Annotated in this window: 13 protein-coding genes and 1 tRNA gene; all 14 read right to left on the bottom strand. The window is 61.3% G+C overall.

Annotated features, from left to right (window positions below; all coding sequences use genetic code 11):
- Positions 1-48: 48 nt before the first annotated feature.
- Positions 49-3,681: a transcription-repair coupling factor gene (gene mfd / locus I2G40_RS00150; protein ID WP_195543781.1), complete on the bottom strand. Its 3,633-nt coding sequence runs from the start codon at positions 3,679-3,681 to the stop codon at positions 49-51.
- Between the two features lie 157 nt (positions 3,682-3,838).
- Positions 3,839-4,504 carry an endonuclease III gene (gene nth / locus I2G40_RS00145; protein WP_006235145.1) on the bottom strand — a complete coding sequence of 222 codons (666 nt, stop codon included), beginning with the start codon at positions 4,502-4,504 and terminating at the stop codon, positions 3,839-3,841.
- Positions 4,505-4,567: 63 nt separating this feature from the next.
- Positions 4,568-6,370, bottom strand: a complete 1,803-nt coding sequence (locus tag I2G40_RS00140) for an ABC transporter ATP-binding protein (protein ID WP_195543780.1) — start codon at positions 6,368-6,370, stop codon at positions 4,568-4,570.
- 127 nt (positions 6,371-6,497) lie between these two features.
- Positions 6,498-7,853 (bottom strand): DNA recombination protein RmuC, encoded by a 1,356-nt coding sequence (locus I2G40_RS00135; RefSeq protein ID WP_195543779.1) that lies wholly within the window; start codon positions 7,851-7,853, stop codon positions 6,498-6,500.
- Between the two features lie 124 nt (positions 7,854-7,977).
- Positions 7,978-8,412 carry a hypothetical protein gene (locus I2G40_RS00130; protein WP_195543778.1) on the bottom strand — a complete coding sequence of 145 codons (435 nt, stop codon included), beginning with the start codon at positions 8,410-8,412 and terminating at the stop codon, positions 7,978-7,980.
- A 463-nt stretch (positions 8,413-8,875) separates the two neighbouring features.
- A complete protein-coding gene (locus I2G40_RS00125; protein WP_117746790.1) occupies positions 8,876-9,508 on the bottom strand; it encodes a hypothetical protein in 633 nt (210 codons plus the stop codon).
- Between the two features lie 279 nt (positions 9,509-9,787).
- The gene (gene rbr / locus I2G40_RS00120) at positions 9,788-10,327 is read right to left on the bottom strand and encodes a rubrerythrin (RefSeq protein WP_055285276.1); all 540 of its coding nucleotides are present in this window, start codon (positions 10,325-10,327) and stop codon (positions 9,788-9,790) included.
- 114 nt (positions 10,328-10,441) lie between these two features.
- Positions 10,442-11,347, bottom strand: a complete 906-nt coding sequence (locus tag I2G40_RS00115; protein ID WP_055285277.1) for an HhH-GPD family protein — start codon at positions 11,345-11,347, stop codon at positions 10,442-10,444.
- 21 nt (positions 11,348-11,368) lie between these two features.
- Entirely contained in the window at positions 11,369-11,854 is a 486-nt protein-coding gene (locus I2G40_RS00110) for an RrF2 family transcriptional regulator (protein ID WP_022094514.1), read from the bottom strand.
- Between the two features lie 359 nt (positions 11,855-12,213).
- A tRNA-Asp gene (locus I2G40_RS00105) sits at positions 12,214-12,291 on the bottom strand.
- Positions 12,292-12,701: 410 nt separating this feature from the next.
- Positions 12,702-13,169, bottom strand: a complete 468-nt coding sequence (locus I2G40_RS00100) for a YfcE family phosphodiesterase (protein WP_195543777.1) — start codon at positions 13,167-13,169, stop codon at positions 12,702-12,704.
- A gap of 92 nt (positions 13,170-13,261) precedes the next feature.
- The gene (locus tag I2G40_RS00095) at positions 13,262-13,978 is read right to left on the bottom strand and encodes a LytR/AlgR family response regulator transcription factor (protein WP_022094115.1); all 717 of its coding nucleotides are present in this window, start codon (positions 13,976-13,978) and stop codon (positions 13,262-13,264) included.
- Positions 13,979-14,050: 72 nt separating this feature from the next.
- Positions 14,051-15,394, bottom strand: coding sequence for a histidine kinase (locus I2G40_RS00090; protein ID WP_006235157.1), 1,344 nt, complete (start codon positions 15,392-15,394; stop codon positions 14,051-14,053).
- Complete coding sequence (locus tag I2G40_RS00085; RefSeq protein ID WP_035136756.1) at positions 15,391-16,578, bottom strand: glycosyltransferase; 1,188 nt, start codon at positions 16,576-16,578, stop codon at positions 15,391-15,393. Before I2G40_RS00085 ends, I2G40_RS00090 begins: the two co-directional genes overlap by 4 nt.
- Positions 16,579-16,735: the final 157 nt, after the last annotated feature.

The following is a 16,735-nucleotide window of genomic DNA, read 5'->3' as shown; positions in this document are numbered from 1 at the left end:
TTCGATGGAGCCAGATTGCCCAAATGGGGCGTTTGCAGCGTCGACCCGTTAGTCGTCGTCGCTGGCACCCAGCTGTTGCAGCAGCATGAGCGCGGCCGCCACGGGGCCGGTGCCGTCGTTGGCGTCGAGACCGCGACCCAGGCCGCTGCCCGCGCCGGCGCCCGCCTTGTAGGGCACCGATAGCTTGCGGCTCTTGGGGAAGTTCACCGCGCCATAGCGGGTCTTAAGCTCAAAGGCCACCTTCTTGGGCACGTCGACGCCCAAAAACGTGATGCGACCGCCGCTGAGCGTGACGCTCTCGAGCCCCAGGCGCTCGCCGCGAATGCGGATGCGCGCGCGATTGAACAGGTTGAGTCCCGCCAACGGCAGCTCACCATGCGCGGCCTCGGTCTCTTCCTGCACCTCGTCAATGCTCTCCAGGTCCTCGGCCGCTGCGAGCTTACGGTACACGAGCACGCGCTGGTCCACCGCCGGCAGGTACTCCTCGGACAAGAAGTAGTCGGCCGGCAGGTTAATACCCACGCTCGCCGCCTCCACGCCGGCGTCGTCATCGCCGCGCGCCTCGGCCACGGCCTGGCCCAGCATCTGCGTAAACAGATCAAAGCCCACGCTCGACAGGTTGCCGTGCTGCTCGGCTCCCATAAGCGAACCGGCGCCACGGATCTCTAGGTCGCGCATGGCGATGCGCATGCCGCTGCCCAGGTCCTGGAACTCGGAAAGTGCGGTCAGGCGCGCCGTTGCCTCCTCGGTGAGCGGCAGCTCGCCGGGGAACATAAAGTACGCGTAGGCCTGCGTGGCAGAGCGGCCCACACGGCCCTTGAGCTGGTAGAGCTGCGCCAGGCCAAGGCGCTGCGAGTCCTCGATGATCAGCGTGTTGGCCGTTGCGTTGTCGATGCCGCTCTCCACGATGGTCGTGGCGATGAGCACATCGATCTTTTTGGTCGCGAACTCAATCATCACGTCCTCGACCTCGCGCGGGCTCATCTTGCCGTGTGCCACGCCCACGCGCGCCTCGGGCGCGGCCTCATGCACGCGCGCCACGGCGTCATCGATGGTCTTAACGCGGTTGGACACGTAGTACACCTGGCCGCCGCGGCCCACCTCCAGGCGAATCGCCGCGCTCACCACATCGGGGTCGTACTCCCCCACGTGCACGATCACGGGACGACGCCCGGTCGGCGGTGTGGTGATCAGGCTCATGTCGCGCACGCCGCTCGTGGCCATCTGCATGGTTCGCGGAATAGGCGTTGCCGAAAGCGCGAGCACGTCGATTTGCTCGCGCAGGTTCTTGAGCTGCTCCTTGTGCTGCACACCAAAGCGCTGCTCCTCGTCGATGATCACCATGCCCAGGTTCTTGGGGTTCACATCGGCCGAAAGCAAGCGGTGCGTGCCGATGAGCACGTCGATCGTGCCCTCGGCAAACGCCTTAAGCGCGCGCTTTTGCTGCGCCGGGGTGCGGAAGCGGCTGAGCACTTCGACCTCGAGGCCAAACGGGGCAAAGCGCTCAAAGAACGTCTCATAGTGCTGCTGGGCCAGAATGGTCGTGGGGCAGAGCACCATGACCTGGCGGCCGGAGTCCACGCACTTAAACGCCGCGCGCAGGGCAACCTCGGTCTTGCCAAAGCCCACGTCGCCGCACAGCAGGCGGTCCATGGGCTTGGGCGCTTCCATGTCGGCCTTGATGTCGGCAATAGCCTCCAGCTGGTCGCGCGTCTCGTCGTAGGGAAAGCTCTCCTCCATCTCGATCTGCTCGGGCGTGTCGGGCGGGCAGGCGATACCGGTAATCGACGAGCGGCGTGTATACAGGTCGACCAGGTCAAACGCCAGCTTTTTGGCATTCTTGCGCGCCTTGTTGGTAGCCCGCGTCCAGTCGGCGGTGTTGAGCCTGGTCAGGCGCGGCTTGTCGCCGTCGGGGCCAACATAGCGCGTGATGCGGTCGACCTGCTCGAGCGGCACGTAGAGCTTGTCGCCGTCGGCATATTCCAGCAAAAAGTAGTCGCGCTCCTTGCCGCCCACTTCCTGGCGCGCGATCTCGCTAAAGAGCGCGATGCCGTGAGTGGCGTGCACCACGTAGTCGCCCGGCTTAAACGGAAACGTGATCTGCGTAATGTCCACCTTGCGGCGGCTGCGCGCGCGGTTGGCATCCATACGGGCGTTGAGGTCGGCGATCGAGAACACGGCCAGGTTGGCATCGGGCACCACCACGCCCTGCGGCAGGGCGGCATCGACAAAGGTCACGCGTCCGCGCGAGATAGTGGGCACGGCAGCACCGGCGGCAGCCTGGGCCGCGCCCGCCTCGAGCGAGCGGGCGTTGAGCGCGTCAGCCTTACGCTCGCGAATTGCAGCATGAGCATCCTGACGGGCAGCACGATCGGCAGAATCTGCCGCCGCCACGCGCACGCGCTCGCCAATGACGCCGGCGTTTTCGGGCGCGGCCGTCAGCGATTCCTCAAAGGTAATGCCCTCGTCGCCAAAGGTGAGCTCCATCGACTCGCGCGCGCCGCGGTCGGGAATGGCAAACACGCAGGCATAGCGCTTGCCCACGACTTCCTGAACGCGCGTCATAAAACGGTTGTCCGAGCCTGCGATAGCAGGCTGCTCAATCTTGAGCTCGGCCGTCACCGCACCGCCGGCACGGATGAGGCTTACGTAGTTCAAGCGCTGCTGGGCACCAAAATCGAGCTGTTGAGCGCGCACGTACAGACCATCCAGGCGGTCAATCCCTGCCTCGCCGGCACGCGCCTCGATATCCTCGTAGGCGCGCAGGCAGTCGTCGAACAGCGAGCGCGGCTCGGACAGAACCACGAGCGCCTTGCCGCTCACGTGCGCCAACGGGCTTACGGTCTGGCCGTACATCACCGGCAAAAAGCGGTCGAGCTCGGGCGTGACGATGCGCGCATCCACCATCTCGAGCAGCGCCGCCAGTTTGCTGTCATCCTGGCTGGCGCGATAGAGCGCCACATGCATGTTGTGGACGGCCTCGTCGGTGAGTGCCAGTTCGCGGCAGGGAAAGATTTCGATGCTGTCCTCGTTGCCGATGGTCTGCCCCGTGGAGCTCACCATGCGGCGGATGCGGTCAATCTCGTCGCCGAAGAACTCGATGCGCACGGGTGCCTTTTCCTGTGCGGGGAACACCTCGACGGTGTCGCCGTGAACGCGAAACAAGCCGGGCGCATCGGCGGCGCCGGCATTGGTGTAGCCCATGCCCACCAAGCGCTGCGGCACCTCGTCAAAGGGAATCTCCTCGCCCACCGCAAAAGTAGTGGACTCCCAGTAGCGGCTCTCGACCGGCGGCACGCAGCGCAGCAGCGCGCGAGCCGAGGCGACCATGATGCAGTTGTCCCCGCGCACGATGCGCCCCAGAGCCTCGCAGCGCTGCGCCACCACGGCGTCGTCCGGCGCCTGCTCGCGCCACGGATAGTCCTTGCGCTCAGGAAAACGACACACGTGCGCCAGGCCCACGTAGGCGGCAAGGCTACGCGCGGCGCGATCGGCCGCATCCTCGCCGCTCACGATATAGACCGTCGGGCGCGGACGGCGCGCAAACTGGGCGGCCGCCATAAGCGTGCGGCCCGACTGCGACACAGCCAGCGTCACGTCCTCGCCAGCATCGAGCCCGGCCTCGACGGCCTGCAAGGCCTCGGCAGTGTAGAGCTGCGCGGCTATACGGTGAATGAGCATGCTGTTCCTCCGGCATTGCAACGCCAAAAGCCCGCCGGGGCAAGCTCGGCGGGTATGCGGCGGATTTCATTGCCTGTCATGGTAGCGCATGGAGAGGACTCCGGCTCAAGAGCAAACCCAGCCCCGCAAAAAACGCCAGACGAAGATGCGTTCCGCCCTACCCCGCTACGCGCACGCTGGGGCACAAATCTGCCAGCGGACACTCGTCACACTTGGGTTTGCGGGCGTCGCAGATCTCGCGACCGAAGGTGATCCACTGATGGTTGACCGACTCCCAATACTCGTGCGGCAAAATCTTGAGCAGATCCTGCTCGGTCTTGAGCGGCTCCTTGGCATGTGTCTTGGGACTCAACATCAGGCGATGCGCAATGCGGTTGACGTGCGTGTCCACCGCAATGCCCTCCACGATGCCATACCCCACGTTGAGCACGATGTTCGCCGTCTTGCGTCCCACGCCCGGCAGCTTCACGAGTTCCTTCATGTCGGCCGGCACCTCGCCGCCATAGTCGGCGACGATCATCTGCGCGGCCTCCACGGCGTGCTTGGCCTTGCTCTTATAAAAGCCGAGTGACTTGATGGTGTCTGCCACGTCAGCCACACTCGCCCCGGCCATGGCCTCGGGCGTGGGCCACTGGGCAAACAGCTTCGGCGTCACCTTGTTGACCTGCGCGTCGGTCGTTTGCGCCGAGAGCAACACCGCGATCAGCAGGCGGAAGGGATTCTCGTGGTCCAAAAAGCACTCGACCGGGCCATAGCGACGGTTGAGGCGCTCACACACCTCAACGGCGCGCTCGCGTTTGGCGGCATTGGTCTCGCGTGGCATAACGACTCCTCGGCTCAACGGCACAATAAACTTATGGGCACAATTGTCCCACGTCCGAGACGCTTACGCCTCCAAGAATGCGCCGGTCTGACGGCTCCACAGGCTCGCGTACTCGCCACCCGCCTCGACGAGCTGCGTATGCGTGCCGTCCTCGACAATCTCGCCATCGGCCAGCACCACAATGCGGTCAAGCGCCGCCACGGTGGACAGGCGGTGCGCCACCACAATGGAGGTGCGGCCGCGCATCAGATTCTCGAGCGCCTCCTGCACCAACGCCTCGGACTCGCTGTCCAAGGCAGACGTCGCCTCGTCGAGCACCAGAATCGGCGCGCCGGTTAGGATGGCGCGGGCGATAGCCACGCGCTGACGCTGACCGCCAGAGAGCTTGACGCCGCGCTCGCCCACCATAGTGTCAAAGCCACGGGGCAAGCGGTCGATAAACTCGGTCGCATTAGCCAAGCGAGCCGCCTCGCGAATCTGCTCATCAGTGGCGTTGGGACGACCGTAGGCAATGTTTTCGCGAATGGAGCGGTGGAACAGCAGCGCCTCCTGCGGCACGTAGGCAACCTGACGGCGCAGGCTCTGCTGCGTGCAGCGCGAGACGTCCTGGCCGTCCACGAGCACGCGGCCGCCCTGTACATCGTCCAGGCGCAACAACAACTTGGTGAGCGTCGTCTTGCCCGAGCCCGATTTGCCCACCAGGCCCACGCGCTGGCCCGCCGCCACATGAAGTGTCAGGTCATCGAACACGCTCTCGCCCGCCGCAGCGTCACGGTACGCAAAGCTCAGCTGCTCAAAATCAATCGCGCCCTCGGTCACTTTGAGCTCGGGGGCGTCCGGGTCATCTGCCACCAAACGTGGCTCGTCCAGCACGCGCGTCATCTCGGCCGCATCGCCGAGCGCGCGGTTGATGCGCTGCATCATGGAGCTTACGTAGTTCAGGCGCATGGTGAGGTTATAGGTGTAGGTAAAGATCATGACGAGCGCGCCGGCCGAGATGCCAAACCACGCGTTGCCACCCGCGACGAACACACTCACCACGGCCATGGTGATGACGATAAGGCCCGAGGTCGTAAAGTTGCGCTGCATCATGGCGTGCATCGAAACCGTTTCAGCATCGCGCGCGGCGCGGTCGGCGGTATCGAACAGGTCGCGCTCAAAGTCCTCGCGCCCACAGGTCTTGACGGCCAGGATGTTCGTGACCGCGTCGGACAGCACGCCCGACAGTTTGTTCTGAGCGGCGGACGTCGCGGCCGAAAGCGGCATGATGCGCTTGTACATAAGCCAGACAAACGCAATGTAGACGACCATGATGCCCACCAGGATCACGGTAAACGTCGGCACCACCGGAGCGAGCGCCGCCACCGTGCAGACGACCGAGGTGATGGTGGGGATGAGCGAATACACCGTCACGTCCACCAGCCCCGTATAGCCGCTCATAAAACGGCTCGTCTGGCTCACGAGTGATCCGCCAAAGCGGCTGGTGTGAAATGTCATGGATTGGTTGGAGAGCGTGTCGAAGCATAGACGCGCCAGGTGATAGTTGCCTGCGATCTCGAGCTTGTAGACGGTGTAGTCCTGTAGCTTGGAGAGGATCTGACCCACCAGATTAACGAGTACGAGCGCCAGGATATAGGGGCCGAAGACCTCAAACACCTGGTCACCCGCCACGGGACCGGCTTGAACGCGGTCGACAATGAGGGCCATCACATAGGTATTGGCAAACGTCAGCAAGAAGATGTAGCCCGCCGACGAGAACACCGAGAGAAAGACAATCAGCGGCTGCGTGCGCGTGACACCCCAAAACCGTTGCAGCGTGCGGCGCACGGTGGAGCGGCTGAGCGGGCTGGTGCTTCTCTGAGACATGGGCTTCCTTTCGCGTCTGATAGGGCGAAACGCCATTGTTGCACATTGGAGCACACTCCAGACAAGTGCGATACGAAAAGCGGTGGGGCGCCCGCGTTTGCGCCGGCGCCCCACCGTCTTGTTGCAATTAGCCTTCGTCTTCTTGGTCTGTGAGAAGGTCCGCGGACGTGAGTCCCAAGATCTCATCGGCTTGGTCGACGTCTTCCAGTGCGTCGATGTCCTTGAGCTTGCGCTCCATGACGTTGGTGCGCGTGGTGATGATGCCCTCGACCGTTTTGCCCGCGGTCTCGATCTGCTGCTGGGCGCGGCGCAGCGCCTTTTGATAGCGCGGCAGCTCGGCCTTGACGGCGGAAAGCACGCGCAGCACGTCGTCGGTACGTTTTTGCAATTTAAACGTCTGGTAGCTCATCTGCAGGCTGTTGAGAATGGCGGCCATGGTGCTGGGACCGGCAACGTTGACGTGATAGTCGCGGCCCAGAGTTTCGATAAGCCCGGGGCGGCTGACGATCTCGGCGTACAGTCCTTCAAACGGCACGAACATGATGCCAAAGTTGGTCGTTGCCGGCACACTCAGGTACTTTTCGCAGATGTCCTTGGCCTCGCGCTTGACCATGGTGTCGAGCGTCTTGCGCGCAGCCGCCACGGTCTCCGCATCGCCCGACTCCTGCGCGTCGAGCAAGTGCTCGTACGCGTCGCCCGGAAACTTGGAGTCAATCGGCAGCAGCACGGGGTCGCCCTCGTCCACCGGCAGCTTGACGGCAAACTCAACACGCTCCGAGGCTCCGGGCCTGGTGGCGACGTTTTCCAGATACTGGTCGGGTGTAAGGATGTCCGCCAGAATTGCGCCCAGCTGCACCTCGCCCAAAATACCGCGCGCCTTCACATTGCCCAGCACACGCTTAAGATCGCCCACGCCGGTGGCGATGGATTGCATGTCGCCCAACCCCTTGTACACGGCCTCGAGCTGGTCGCTCACCTGCTTAAACGATGCCGACAGGCGATCGTTGAGCGTGCGGGAGAGCTTCTCGTCCACCGTCGCGCGCATCTGATCGAGTTGCACGTTGTTGTCTTTGCGGATAGCACCCAGCTGGGCATCGACCGTCTCGCGCACCTTGTCCAGGCGGTGCTCGATGCCCTCGCGGTTGGCACCGAGCTGTTGGGCCGTCTCGCGGCGCAGGTCATCCATCCGGTCACCAGCTTGCGAGAACTCGCGTGCGATGGTCAGGTAACGTTGCTGCTCCACGGCCGCATCTGTCGTCTGCTGCTGCGCGATGGCATTGGCCGTGCGGCGAGTTTCGGCCAGCGCGACGTTCAGGGCATCGAGCGCGTTGTTGGCCTGCTCGAGTGCTGCCAGCGTTTCCGCGCTACTGTCGCCACGCTCCCGCAACTCGGCACGCAGGCTCTTGAGCTGGAGGGCGCAAGCCACAGCAACCCCCACCGCCACCAAGGCGATCACAACAAGCACGATATCAATAGCAGACATAAACTCCGCCCAACAAACCCAATCGAGCACCAATCAAAATCGCGATCAATCTTACCCCGTCACACACACGGATCACTCACTGCCTTGCAGACAAATTTCTCTTAGAGCCGCGGACGCTAAAACGCTAGCTCTCCCAGCCGGCACGAATGGTTGTTACGACATCGCCTAGGCGCTGGCCGAGGGCTGACAGATGTTGGAGCACCTCGTTGGGCGATGCGCCGTTGAGGATGCACGTGAGGACATACGACGCCAGAAAGATGGCCGCAAGCCCTAACGGGATGAGCACGATCATCGCCAATGTGCGCAGGCGCTGGCCCACGCGGCGACGACGCGCACGACGCTTGTCGAACGCGAGCTCCTGCGCATATGAATCTTGCTGTACGGAATAGGCCTCTGGTGCCGATTCGCACCCGGGCACGGCTGCAGGTACAGCAGCGGGCACGACGTTTTGCACGGGCGCCTGGTTGGCAACCCCTTGCATTTGCATCTCTATAAGCCGCCGCTGCTGCCGCAGCATGCGCTCGGCTTGTTGCTGTGGGGTCTCAAGAAACAGGTCCATGTTGGCCTCCAAAATCGGAGCGTTCGACGCTTACGACCAGCATCCCGCACCGCCATGACCGCGACAACGCAATCGCCGGCAATAGCCACAAAGTTTCTTTTGCTCAAAAGCTGTCGAAAAGCTCAACAACTCCCCTACCAGCACTTTCTCTGAGCTTTTTTCGCCAGCAATCTTTTGGCCTTCCACCCTTACGCCAACTGACCAAAATCTAACCAAAAGCTTGACGAAAATTGTGGAGACCGGGACCCCACACAAAAAGTGCCGCCCCAAAGGGGCGGCACACAAACCAATCTATTAGCCAAAACTCGTTGGCAAGCCCGCGTCGTCAGACCCGCGGCACATGCCTTTGCCTCGCGTGACTCTGCGAAGCCGTGAGCGAGAGGGAAAGGGATGCGCCGCGGGTCTGACGTCCGGAGCGGTGAAACCAGCAGTTGCCCTGCGCTCCGTGGTCGGTGAGGACAGACTACATGCCCGCGAGACCGCGGGCGGCGGTGGCGCACATAAACGCCAAGGCTAAAATCACGAGCGAGCCCGCAATGTCTGCCAGCACGCCCATTGCACGACGCTCAAACAACCAGCTCTCAAAGTGCGGGGCGACGTTGCGCCAAACACGCCACAGCAAGATGCCCATACCGATGACGCCTGGGATATTGAGCAGTAGGATCTCGGAGCACAAAAGACCGATCAGGTTGCCGGCGGCAAAACCAGCGTCGCCCTCGCAGTATTTGCGATAAATCATGTACAACATGTACGCCACAAACGGCTGCAGGCACGCAGAGATAAACGTAACCACCATCGAGGGGTCCTGAGAAAAGACATCGGTGAGTTTATCGACACTCGTGGCATCTTTCGAAGCCAAGAACAAGCCAATGACCACCACGGGCACCACGCCCAAGATAACCTCGACCAGAGTAAACAACTTAGCAGTCAGATCCTCGCTAGCCGTATTGAGGTGAGGCGCCCACTCAGGATGAGCATGCGCGCCAACCTTCTTGTCCTTCTCGACACGATCGACCTTTTTACCCTCGGCAACCCGACGACCAGGATCCTTGCGAGTTCCCGCCGCAGCAACCCGAGCCCGAGACTTCTTACCCATACAAAAACACCCCATCAGGTAGTAGATAAACTAAAAGTCGCCACCCAGTGTACCCCACCCATGAACGGTGCCGTCCCAACCAGTCCCCATACAAAAACGTGCCGCCCCGATAGGGGCGGCACACAAACTTAGTTATCAGCTTTTCTGTAGCGAGCACGCAACGAACCAAAGCGGGCCGGGAGGGCCGGACTACCTTCCCTCAACGCGACCCTGCGAAGCCGTGAGCGAGGAGGGAAGGTAGTCCGGCCCTCCCGGCCCAGCTCACGCCAGCGCCAAGCGCTAGTAGTTCACCACCTGCTCCTCAAAGTACGCCTTCGGGTGGTTACACACCGGGCACACCTCAGGCGCCTCGGCACCAACGTGCAGGTGCCCGCAGTTCAGGCACTTCCACACCTTCACGCCCTCACGCTCAAACACCTCGCCCGACTCGATGCGCTCGACGAGTTTGTTGTAGCGCTCCTCGTGGGCCTTCTCGACGGCGGCGACGCCACGGAACTTCTCGGCGATCTCGACAAAGCCCTCCTCCTCGGCGGTCTTGGCGAACTCGTCGTACATCGTGGTCCACTCGTAGTTCTCGCCCGCAGCGGCGTCGCGCAGGTTGTCCAGAGTGCCCGGAACGGCGCCGTCGTGCAGATACTTAAACCACAGCTTGGCGTGCTCGGACTCGTTGCCCGCCGTCTCGGCAAAAATATTCGAGATCTGAACGTAGCCGTCCTTTTTGGCCTTGGATGCATAGTAGCGATACTTGGTGTGTGCCTGGGACTCACCGGCAAAAGCGGTCTCGAGGTTCTTCTTGGTTTGGGAATTCTCAAAATCCATAGGTGTACTTCCCTTCAACGCATGCCGCCCACAGACTTTGAGCGGCCTTGCTTTAAGGATGCCCTCATGCCGAGAATTTAAACCTTACAATCCCGTTCTTCAGATTCGAGTGAGCTACACACTCAGCCAACGATCGCCCTCGGAGCCGCAAAAGCCCTCGCGCTCCAGATCGGCAAGAATGCTTGCGACCAGCTCGCGCTCGACCGGCTCTCGGCCGGCTGCCGTCTCCATCTCGTTAACGCCTGCAACGGCTTCATCGAGCGTAATACCTGCCGGTTGTCCATCGCGCGCCGCCAGCAGCATGCGCACAATGTGGGCGCGCTTTTGGCGACGCGAGCCCTCAAACTTGGACTGACGACTATAGCCCGCCGACCGCCTGGACGGATTGGGCAGCGTCTTTTTAAGATACGCGCCGTAATCCAGCAACGCGTAATACCATGCGCGCGGCGTGTCGGCATCGTCTTGAGGCACGGCAAAGGGCGCAATCTCATCCGCCGCCGCACCAGGGGCCGCCGGACAGGCGGCTTGAATCAGCGGCACCAGCTCGCGATCGGGAACGGCCGGCACATCGGGAAAGAAATGATGCAAAAAGACCGTGCGCACATTGGTCTCTAGATACACGCCTGGAAGATCAAACGCAAACGAACGGATGCCCTGCGCCGTTGCCGGGCCAATGCCGGGCAGAGCGACCAAGTCACGCGTCTCACGCGGAAACTCCCCGTCCCAGTCCTCTACAACGCGCTGAGCGGCCCCATGAAGCGCCAGAGCGCGTCGGTTGTAGCCCATGCCCTGCCAAGCGTCCAAAACATCGGAAGGCGCGGCCTGGGCAAGCGCCTGCACAGTCGGAAAACGATCGAGCCACACCGGCATGCGCGCCTCCACACGCGGCACCTGCGTTTGCTGCAGCATGACCTCAGAAAGCCAAATGATGTACGGATCGCGTGTGCGGCGCCACGGAAGGTCGCGATAACGCAGGACCCCTTCCGAACGAATCATCGAACGAAAGGGGTCCTGAATCATGGCTATGCTCCTTATGCGGCGCTATTCCTCCCGGTAAGCGCACGCGCAGGTGGCGTACTCGGGAAACGCTTCGCGGTCGGCGAACTTGGGATCGACGGCCGGGAACTGGCGGTGAGCGACGATGTCGCCGAGCGAAACGGAATCGAGGTAGTCGCGCATCAACGCCTGGGCTCCGGCCCACAGGGGATGATAGCAGCACGCGCCCATGCGCGCACAGTCACCATCGGGCGCGGTGCAATCGTTCATAACCATAGGACCCTGAACGGCCTCGACGACCTGGCGGATAGTGACGTCGTCCGGACTGACCTTGAGACGCATGCCACCGTGGACGCCACGCAGGCTCTCCACAATACCGGCCTGGACCAAACCGTGCTGAATCGAGCGGGCAAACGAATACGGAACATTGACCTCTTCGGCAGCGGTGCGAACAGAAAGTAAGCACTCTGGATCCTCGGCAAGCATCGCCAGCATACGAAGGGCGTAATCAGTCTTCCTCGATATGTCCATTTTTCCCCTTTCAAGGAATACGAACAGCTCGAACGAGCTCCGGGGCCGAGCTTGTGTCGAGACGCTAAATGACCGCCAGGACATCCAAATGGTAAATCGGATATCCACTGAATGCCGCGCTTGGAGCGAAATGCATCAGATGCGGCGCACAGTGCAATTTAGTATAACCTAACCCCCTGTCTCGTTGAACAGGTGTTGCGCAACAAAGCTGTTGTTCAGACAGATATACTTATTGGATTTTACTTGCGTTCCCGAAGGCGCGAGGATTCTGGGCGAAGATGCACCAGGGCGATCGTTCTATCGAAACAAAGTGCATCAAACGCAAAAAGCCACGTCCGAAGACGTGGCTTTAATTGCGTTGGCGGGAAGTACGGGGCTCGAACCCGCGACCTCCGACGTGACAGGCCGGCGCTCTAACCAAACTGAGCTAACTCCCCAGGCAGTCGTTCGCGTTTGTTTCCGCTCGCGTGCGCTGCGGGGATTAGTATACACAGAAGTCTGTCCGGCGCGCAACAACTTTTTTGAAAAAATTTTTCGGTCCCTCCGGGAGGGTCTCCGGGGCCGGCGGGCGCGGGTTGAGTTTGCTGCTCTACAGTCCTGCGCAAGACGGAAAGCACATTAAGTGCTTTCCTTTGCGTGCGGAACTCGCGACAAACTTAACCCCCGCCCTCAGCCCCGGAGACCCTCCCTGCCGTCACATTGTTCAATCAGTTTTGCGGGCGTGCGCCGCTGCGCGGCTAGCCCGCATGCTCCTCGGCGGGGTTGGTCTGATGGATCTTGTTGAACTTCCGCCTTTGGCTCAAATGGAAACGGGGGGACGCATCTGCATCCCCCGTTTTTGTTGTGATTACTCTAGGTCAATAAACTTAGTGCTTATGATCTTGCCGTCTTTGACGAGCATTCTGGCCATGGTGGGGCCTCGGGTGCCTCTGGGGTAGCTGGCGCTACCCGGATTGAGGACTAAGCAACGACCCACTTGGGCTTCTTTGGTTACGTGGGTGTGGCCGTTGATGGCTACGTCTACGGATCCCACCGGAAGGTCTTCGCGGTAGTGGGCTACGGCAAATTTGAGGCCTTCGTAGGTGAAGAGGGCCAGACGGTCTACATCCGGGCCGTAGTCGCGGTAGTAGTCGTTGTTGCCTAGGACCGCTCGCACGGGGGCGATGGTACATAGATGCTCGTAATCCATCTCTGAGGTGAGGTCTCCGGCGTGGATGATCAGATCTGCGCCCTTGAGCTCGTCCAGAAGCGCGGGCGAAAGATAGCCGTGGGTGTCCGAGATGATGTCGATGCGCTTGGCGCTTGCACTGTTCATGGGATCCCTTCTGCAAAACCGATTCGACGTATATACAAAAAGCCCCCACGGCTCCGCAGACGATGGGTCTACAGGGCTGCGGGGCCAGTGTGCTAGAGACTCAGAGCCTTCTTGAGCGGCACGACGCGGCGGCGCGAAACCGGCACGCGTTCGTCGACGCCCGTAATGCCCAGCTGGATGGCGCCCGAGGGCACCGTCTCCACATCCGTGACGCACGCCAAGTTGACGATATAGCGGCGGTGAACACGGAAGAAGCCAAAGTCGCAGAGCTTGGCCTCAAACTGCGCCAGCGAGGTCGTCGACAAAAAGCGATCATCGACGGTATAGATGCAGGAGTAATCGTCCTTGGCCATGATAAAGCGAATGTCGTCCACGGGAATGAGCACCTTGCGGCCGCCCTTTTCCACCGGGATACGCTCGATGGTCACCTTGCTGTCCGTAACCGGCTTGGTGCGTTGCATGACCTTCTCGATCGCGCGATCCAAGCGAGCTTCCTCGACCGGCTTCATCAGATAATCGACGGCATCCACGTCGAATGCCTCGACCGCATGGTCACTATACGCAGTCACAAACACGATCGCCGGCGGATTTTTGAGCTTATGCAGCGCCTCGGCAAGTTGCAGGCCCGAGGCACCGGGCATCGAGATATCGAGAAACACGACATCTACGCGACTTTCCATAAGCATCTCGATGGCGGAGCGGACGCTCGACGCCTCAGTGATCGTGCCGATCTTGCCCGTTTGCTCGAGCAGGAAGCGAAGCTCCGAGCGAGCCGGCGCCTCATCATCCACAATCATCGCACGCAGCATAGGGATAAAACCTTTCGTCAACTAACTACGCCGGGCATCCGTCGCATGACGTTGAGCCCGTAGCCTTTTATTTTACTCTTGAATGTCAAAGATGCTCTCTGACAAATCAAGATGAAGGAGCACTTTGGTGCCCTTGCCCGGCGCCGATTCGACACGCGTATAGGAGTGCGGCCCATAAAAGCGATGGATGCGCTCCGAAATATTGTGCATGGCCACACCGGCGCCGCCACCCTGGGGAGAGCTGGCGTCGGGACGGGCAGAACGCTCGTCAAACAGTCTGGCGGCGGTACCCTCATCCATGCCCACGCCATTATCGGCCACGGCAATCAAGATTGCATCCTCGCCGTCTTGGTGAACGGTCACGTCGATCCTCAGGGCGTCGTCATCGCCCATACCATGACGTACGGCGTTCTCGACAATCGGCTGGATCACGAACGCCGGCACCAGCGTATCTTCCACGTCCTCGGACACATCGAACGTCGCAAGCACGCGGTCCTCGCCAAAGCGGGCCTTCTCAAAGGTAAGGTAGCGCTTGGTCTGTGCGACCTCGCGCGAGACCGGAATAAGCGATCCCGAGTTGTCGAGCGTGGCACGATAGAACGATGAGAACTCACGAAGCAGTTCGCGGGCCCGCAGCGGGTCGGTGCGCGTAAACGATGCAATGGTGTTCAGCGTGTTGAACAGGAAGTGCGGGTTAATCTGCGCCTGCAGCGCACGCACCTCGGCGCGCGCCGTGAGTTCCTTTTGCACCTCGAGCTCGTGGATGGCGAGCTGCGTGGACAAGATCTCGGCAAAGCCCGAGGCAAGCGCATACTGGGTACGGTCGACGGCGCGCGGGGTCTTGTAGTAGAACTTGAGCGTGCCGACGGTACGATCGCCCACCTTGATGGGGGCGATAATGCCGGCGGGGACTTGGTTGTGCGAGCCGTCCGAGCCCACGACATCCACCATACGGTTGAACGACTGCACGATGCCATGTTCGATAACGTAGCGTGTGGCAAGCGTGTGGATGGGAGTATCGGGCAGCAGTTTTTCCTCAAACTCGCCCGCGCAGGCAAGCACGTTGTCCTCGTCGGTGATGGCCACCGTCATGGCGCGCGTCTCGGGCAAAATGCGCCGGCACACCAAACGCGCCGACTCCTGCGTCAGACCGCCCTTAATGTCCTCGAGCATGGCCGAGGCCACCGAGAGCGTCTCCTCGGTGTACTGGGAGCGCACCGAATCGGGATTGAGCGTCAAAAAGATAAAGATGCACAGAAAGATGCACAGCAGCGCGCAGGCAATCACCGTGGCGATCGGCTCGATACCGGTCACCAAGGCAAAAATAAAGTACACCAGCACACAAATGGCGCAGGCAACGGCAATGATGCGAAAGATTGATATTGAACTATCGCGCTGGGCGCGGCGGTCGATCATTCGGCCCCCTCCAGGATACTGATCAGTTGTGCGTCACGCCAAAGTCCGTCCATGATCTTGGGCCAAAAGCTCTGGAAACGCAGGTAGCTTGCAGCGTTTTGGCGCGCATAGGCCTTTGCCTCGCCGATACCATGGCGCCAGATGCGCAGGTAGCCCTCATGCTCGCGGGTAAACACGCTGCGGACCATAGCGGTCTTGCGCACGCGGTCGTCGAGCTCGCGCGAAATCCACGGGCCCGGGTAGGGCATGAGCGATGCCGCCGTAACGGGAATGAGCTCCTTTTGATGCGCGGCGAATGTCAACTTGGCCCGTTCGTAGTACCAACGGTATACATCCTGCATAAAGCGCGGTGAGCGCTTTTCGGACTCCGGAGGCAGATGGCGCACGGTCCACTCGTTATCGAACCACACGTCGTAGCCAAACATGCGCATGTTAAAGAGGTAATCCAAGTCCTCGCCGCGGGTGATAAACGGGTCAAAGGCCACACGCGTAAAGGCGCGGGCGTGCAGGGCCATCAGGCCGCCGCACACGTAGTTGGAGCGCGAGATGCGGGTGCCCGAAAGCGCCTTTTTCATCCAACGGTTGAACTCGATGCGCTTGGTCCACCAACGATGGCAGATGCCCGCCTTGTCCGTGGGAGCCAGCGGCGAGCCGTCGCGATCGTAGAAATAGCCGCTCTTGACCAAGATCGGCAAGCCCTGACGCGTCTGCTGCCCCAACGCATAGGTCGCGCGCTTCATAAAGTCGGCGTCGATGACAGTCTCATCGTCATCCAAGAAGATAACCGCGTCATGCCCCAGCACAGCGGCGCAGGCTAGCCCCATATTGCGGATGGCACCGTAGCCTCGCAGGCTCACGCACTCGCCCGAACCCTTGGGCGCGATCTGAGCAACCCGGTCTGCGATGCGCGAGGCCTGGGTGTTGGTGACAACGGTGACCTTGAGCGTGGGATGCGCGTCGACAATCTCGCGCACGCGCAGCGACACATCGGCTGTGGCAGAAACGGGACAGACCACCAAAAGGATGATGCGCGGGATGTCGCGTACCTGCTCAAGCGAGGCCAGGCAGCGGTCGAGTTCGGGATTGTCGGCGTTGAGTCGCGTCGAATGGTCATAGGTGCCAGGGGCGTTTGCGCAAGCGTCATCGCCCGCCCAATACGTTGGAATCACGACTGTGGCGTTCATGCCTTACCCTCCCTGCAACACAAAAACGGGACGCCGCCAAACACAGGCGACGCCCCGCGACCTAGCTGATTCCATCATACCCACTTGGGCAAATCATTGCTCGCAAGTCGCAATGTTTATTGCGGATAACCCCAAAAGAGTACCGTGGACAGGCACA

It is taken from the genome of Collinsella aerofaciens (assembly GCF_015558785.1).
GTDB classification, from domain to species: domain Bacteria; phylum Actinomycetota; class Coriobacteriia; order Coriobacteriales; family Coriobacteriaceae; genus Collinsella; species Collinsella aerofaciens_P.
Note: the sequence above shows the minus strand (reverse complement) of the source record. Positions and strands in the feature narration are given on the sequence as shown.

Coding starts and splice junctions, on each gene's coding strand:
- I2G40_RS00115 (WP_055285277.1), bottom strand. CDS start 11,347: ATGATTCAGGACCCCTTTCGTTCGATGATTCGTTCGGAAGGGGTCCTG.
- I2G40_RS00110 (WP_022094514.1), bottom strand. CDS start 11,854: ATGGACATATCGAGGAAGACTGATTACGCCCTTCGTATGCTGGCGATG.
- I2G40_RS00130 (WP_195543778.1), bottom strand. CDS start 8,412: ATGGACCTGTTTCTTGAGACCCCACAGCAACAAGCCGAGCGCATGCTG.
- I2G40_RS00090 (WP_006235157.1), bottom strand. CDS start 15,394: ATGATCGACCGCCGCGCCCAGCGCGATAGTTCAATATCAATCTTTCGC.
- I2G40_RS00125 (WP_117746790.1), bottom strand. CDS start 9,508: ATGGGTAAGAAGTCTCGGGCTCGGGTTGCTGCGGCGGGAACTCGCAAG.
- I2G40_RS00135 (WP_195543779.1), bottom strand. CDS start 7,853: ATGTCTGCTATTGATATCGTGCTTGTTGTGATCGCCTTGGTGGCGGTG.
- I2G40_RS00085 (WP_035136756.1), bottom strand. CDS start 16,578: ATGAACGCCACAGTCGTGATTCCAACGTATTGGGCGGGCGATGACGCT.
- I2G40_RS00095 (WP_022094115.1), bottom strand. CDS start 13,978: ATGCTGCGTGCGATGATTGTGGATGATGAGGCGCCGGCTCGCTCGGAG.
- I2G40_RS00140 (WP_195543780.1), bottom strand. CDS start 6,370: ATGTCTCAGAGAAGCACCAGCCCGCTCAGCCGCTCCACCGTGCGCCGC.
- mfd (WP_195543781.1), bottom strand. CDS start 3,681: ATGCTCATTCACCGTATAGCCGCGCAGCTCTACACTGCCGAGGCCTTG.
- I2G40_RS00100 (WP_195543777.1), bottom strand. CDS start 13,169: ATGAACAGTGCAAGCGCCAAGCGCATCGACATCATCTCGGACACCCAC.
- nth (WP_006235145.1), bottom strand. CDS start 4,504: ATGCCACGCGAGACCAATGCCGCCAAACGCGAGCGCGCCGTTGAGGTG.
- rbr (WP_055285276.1), bottom strand. CDS start 10,327: ATGGATTTTGAGAATTCCCAAACCAAGAAGAACCTCGAGACCGCTTTT.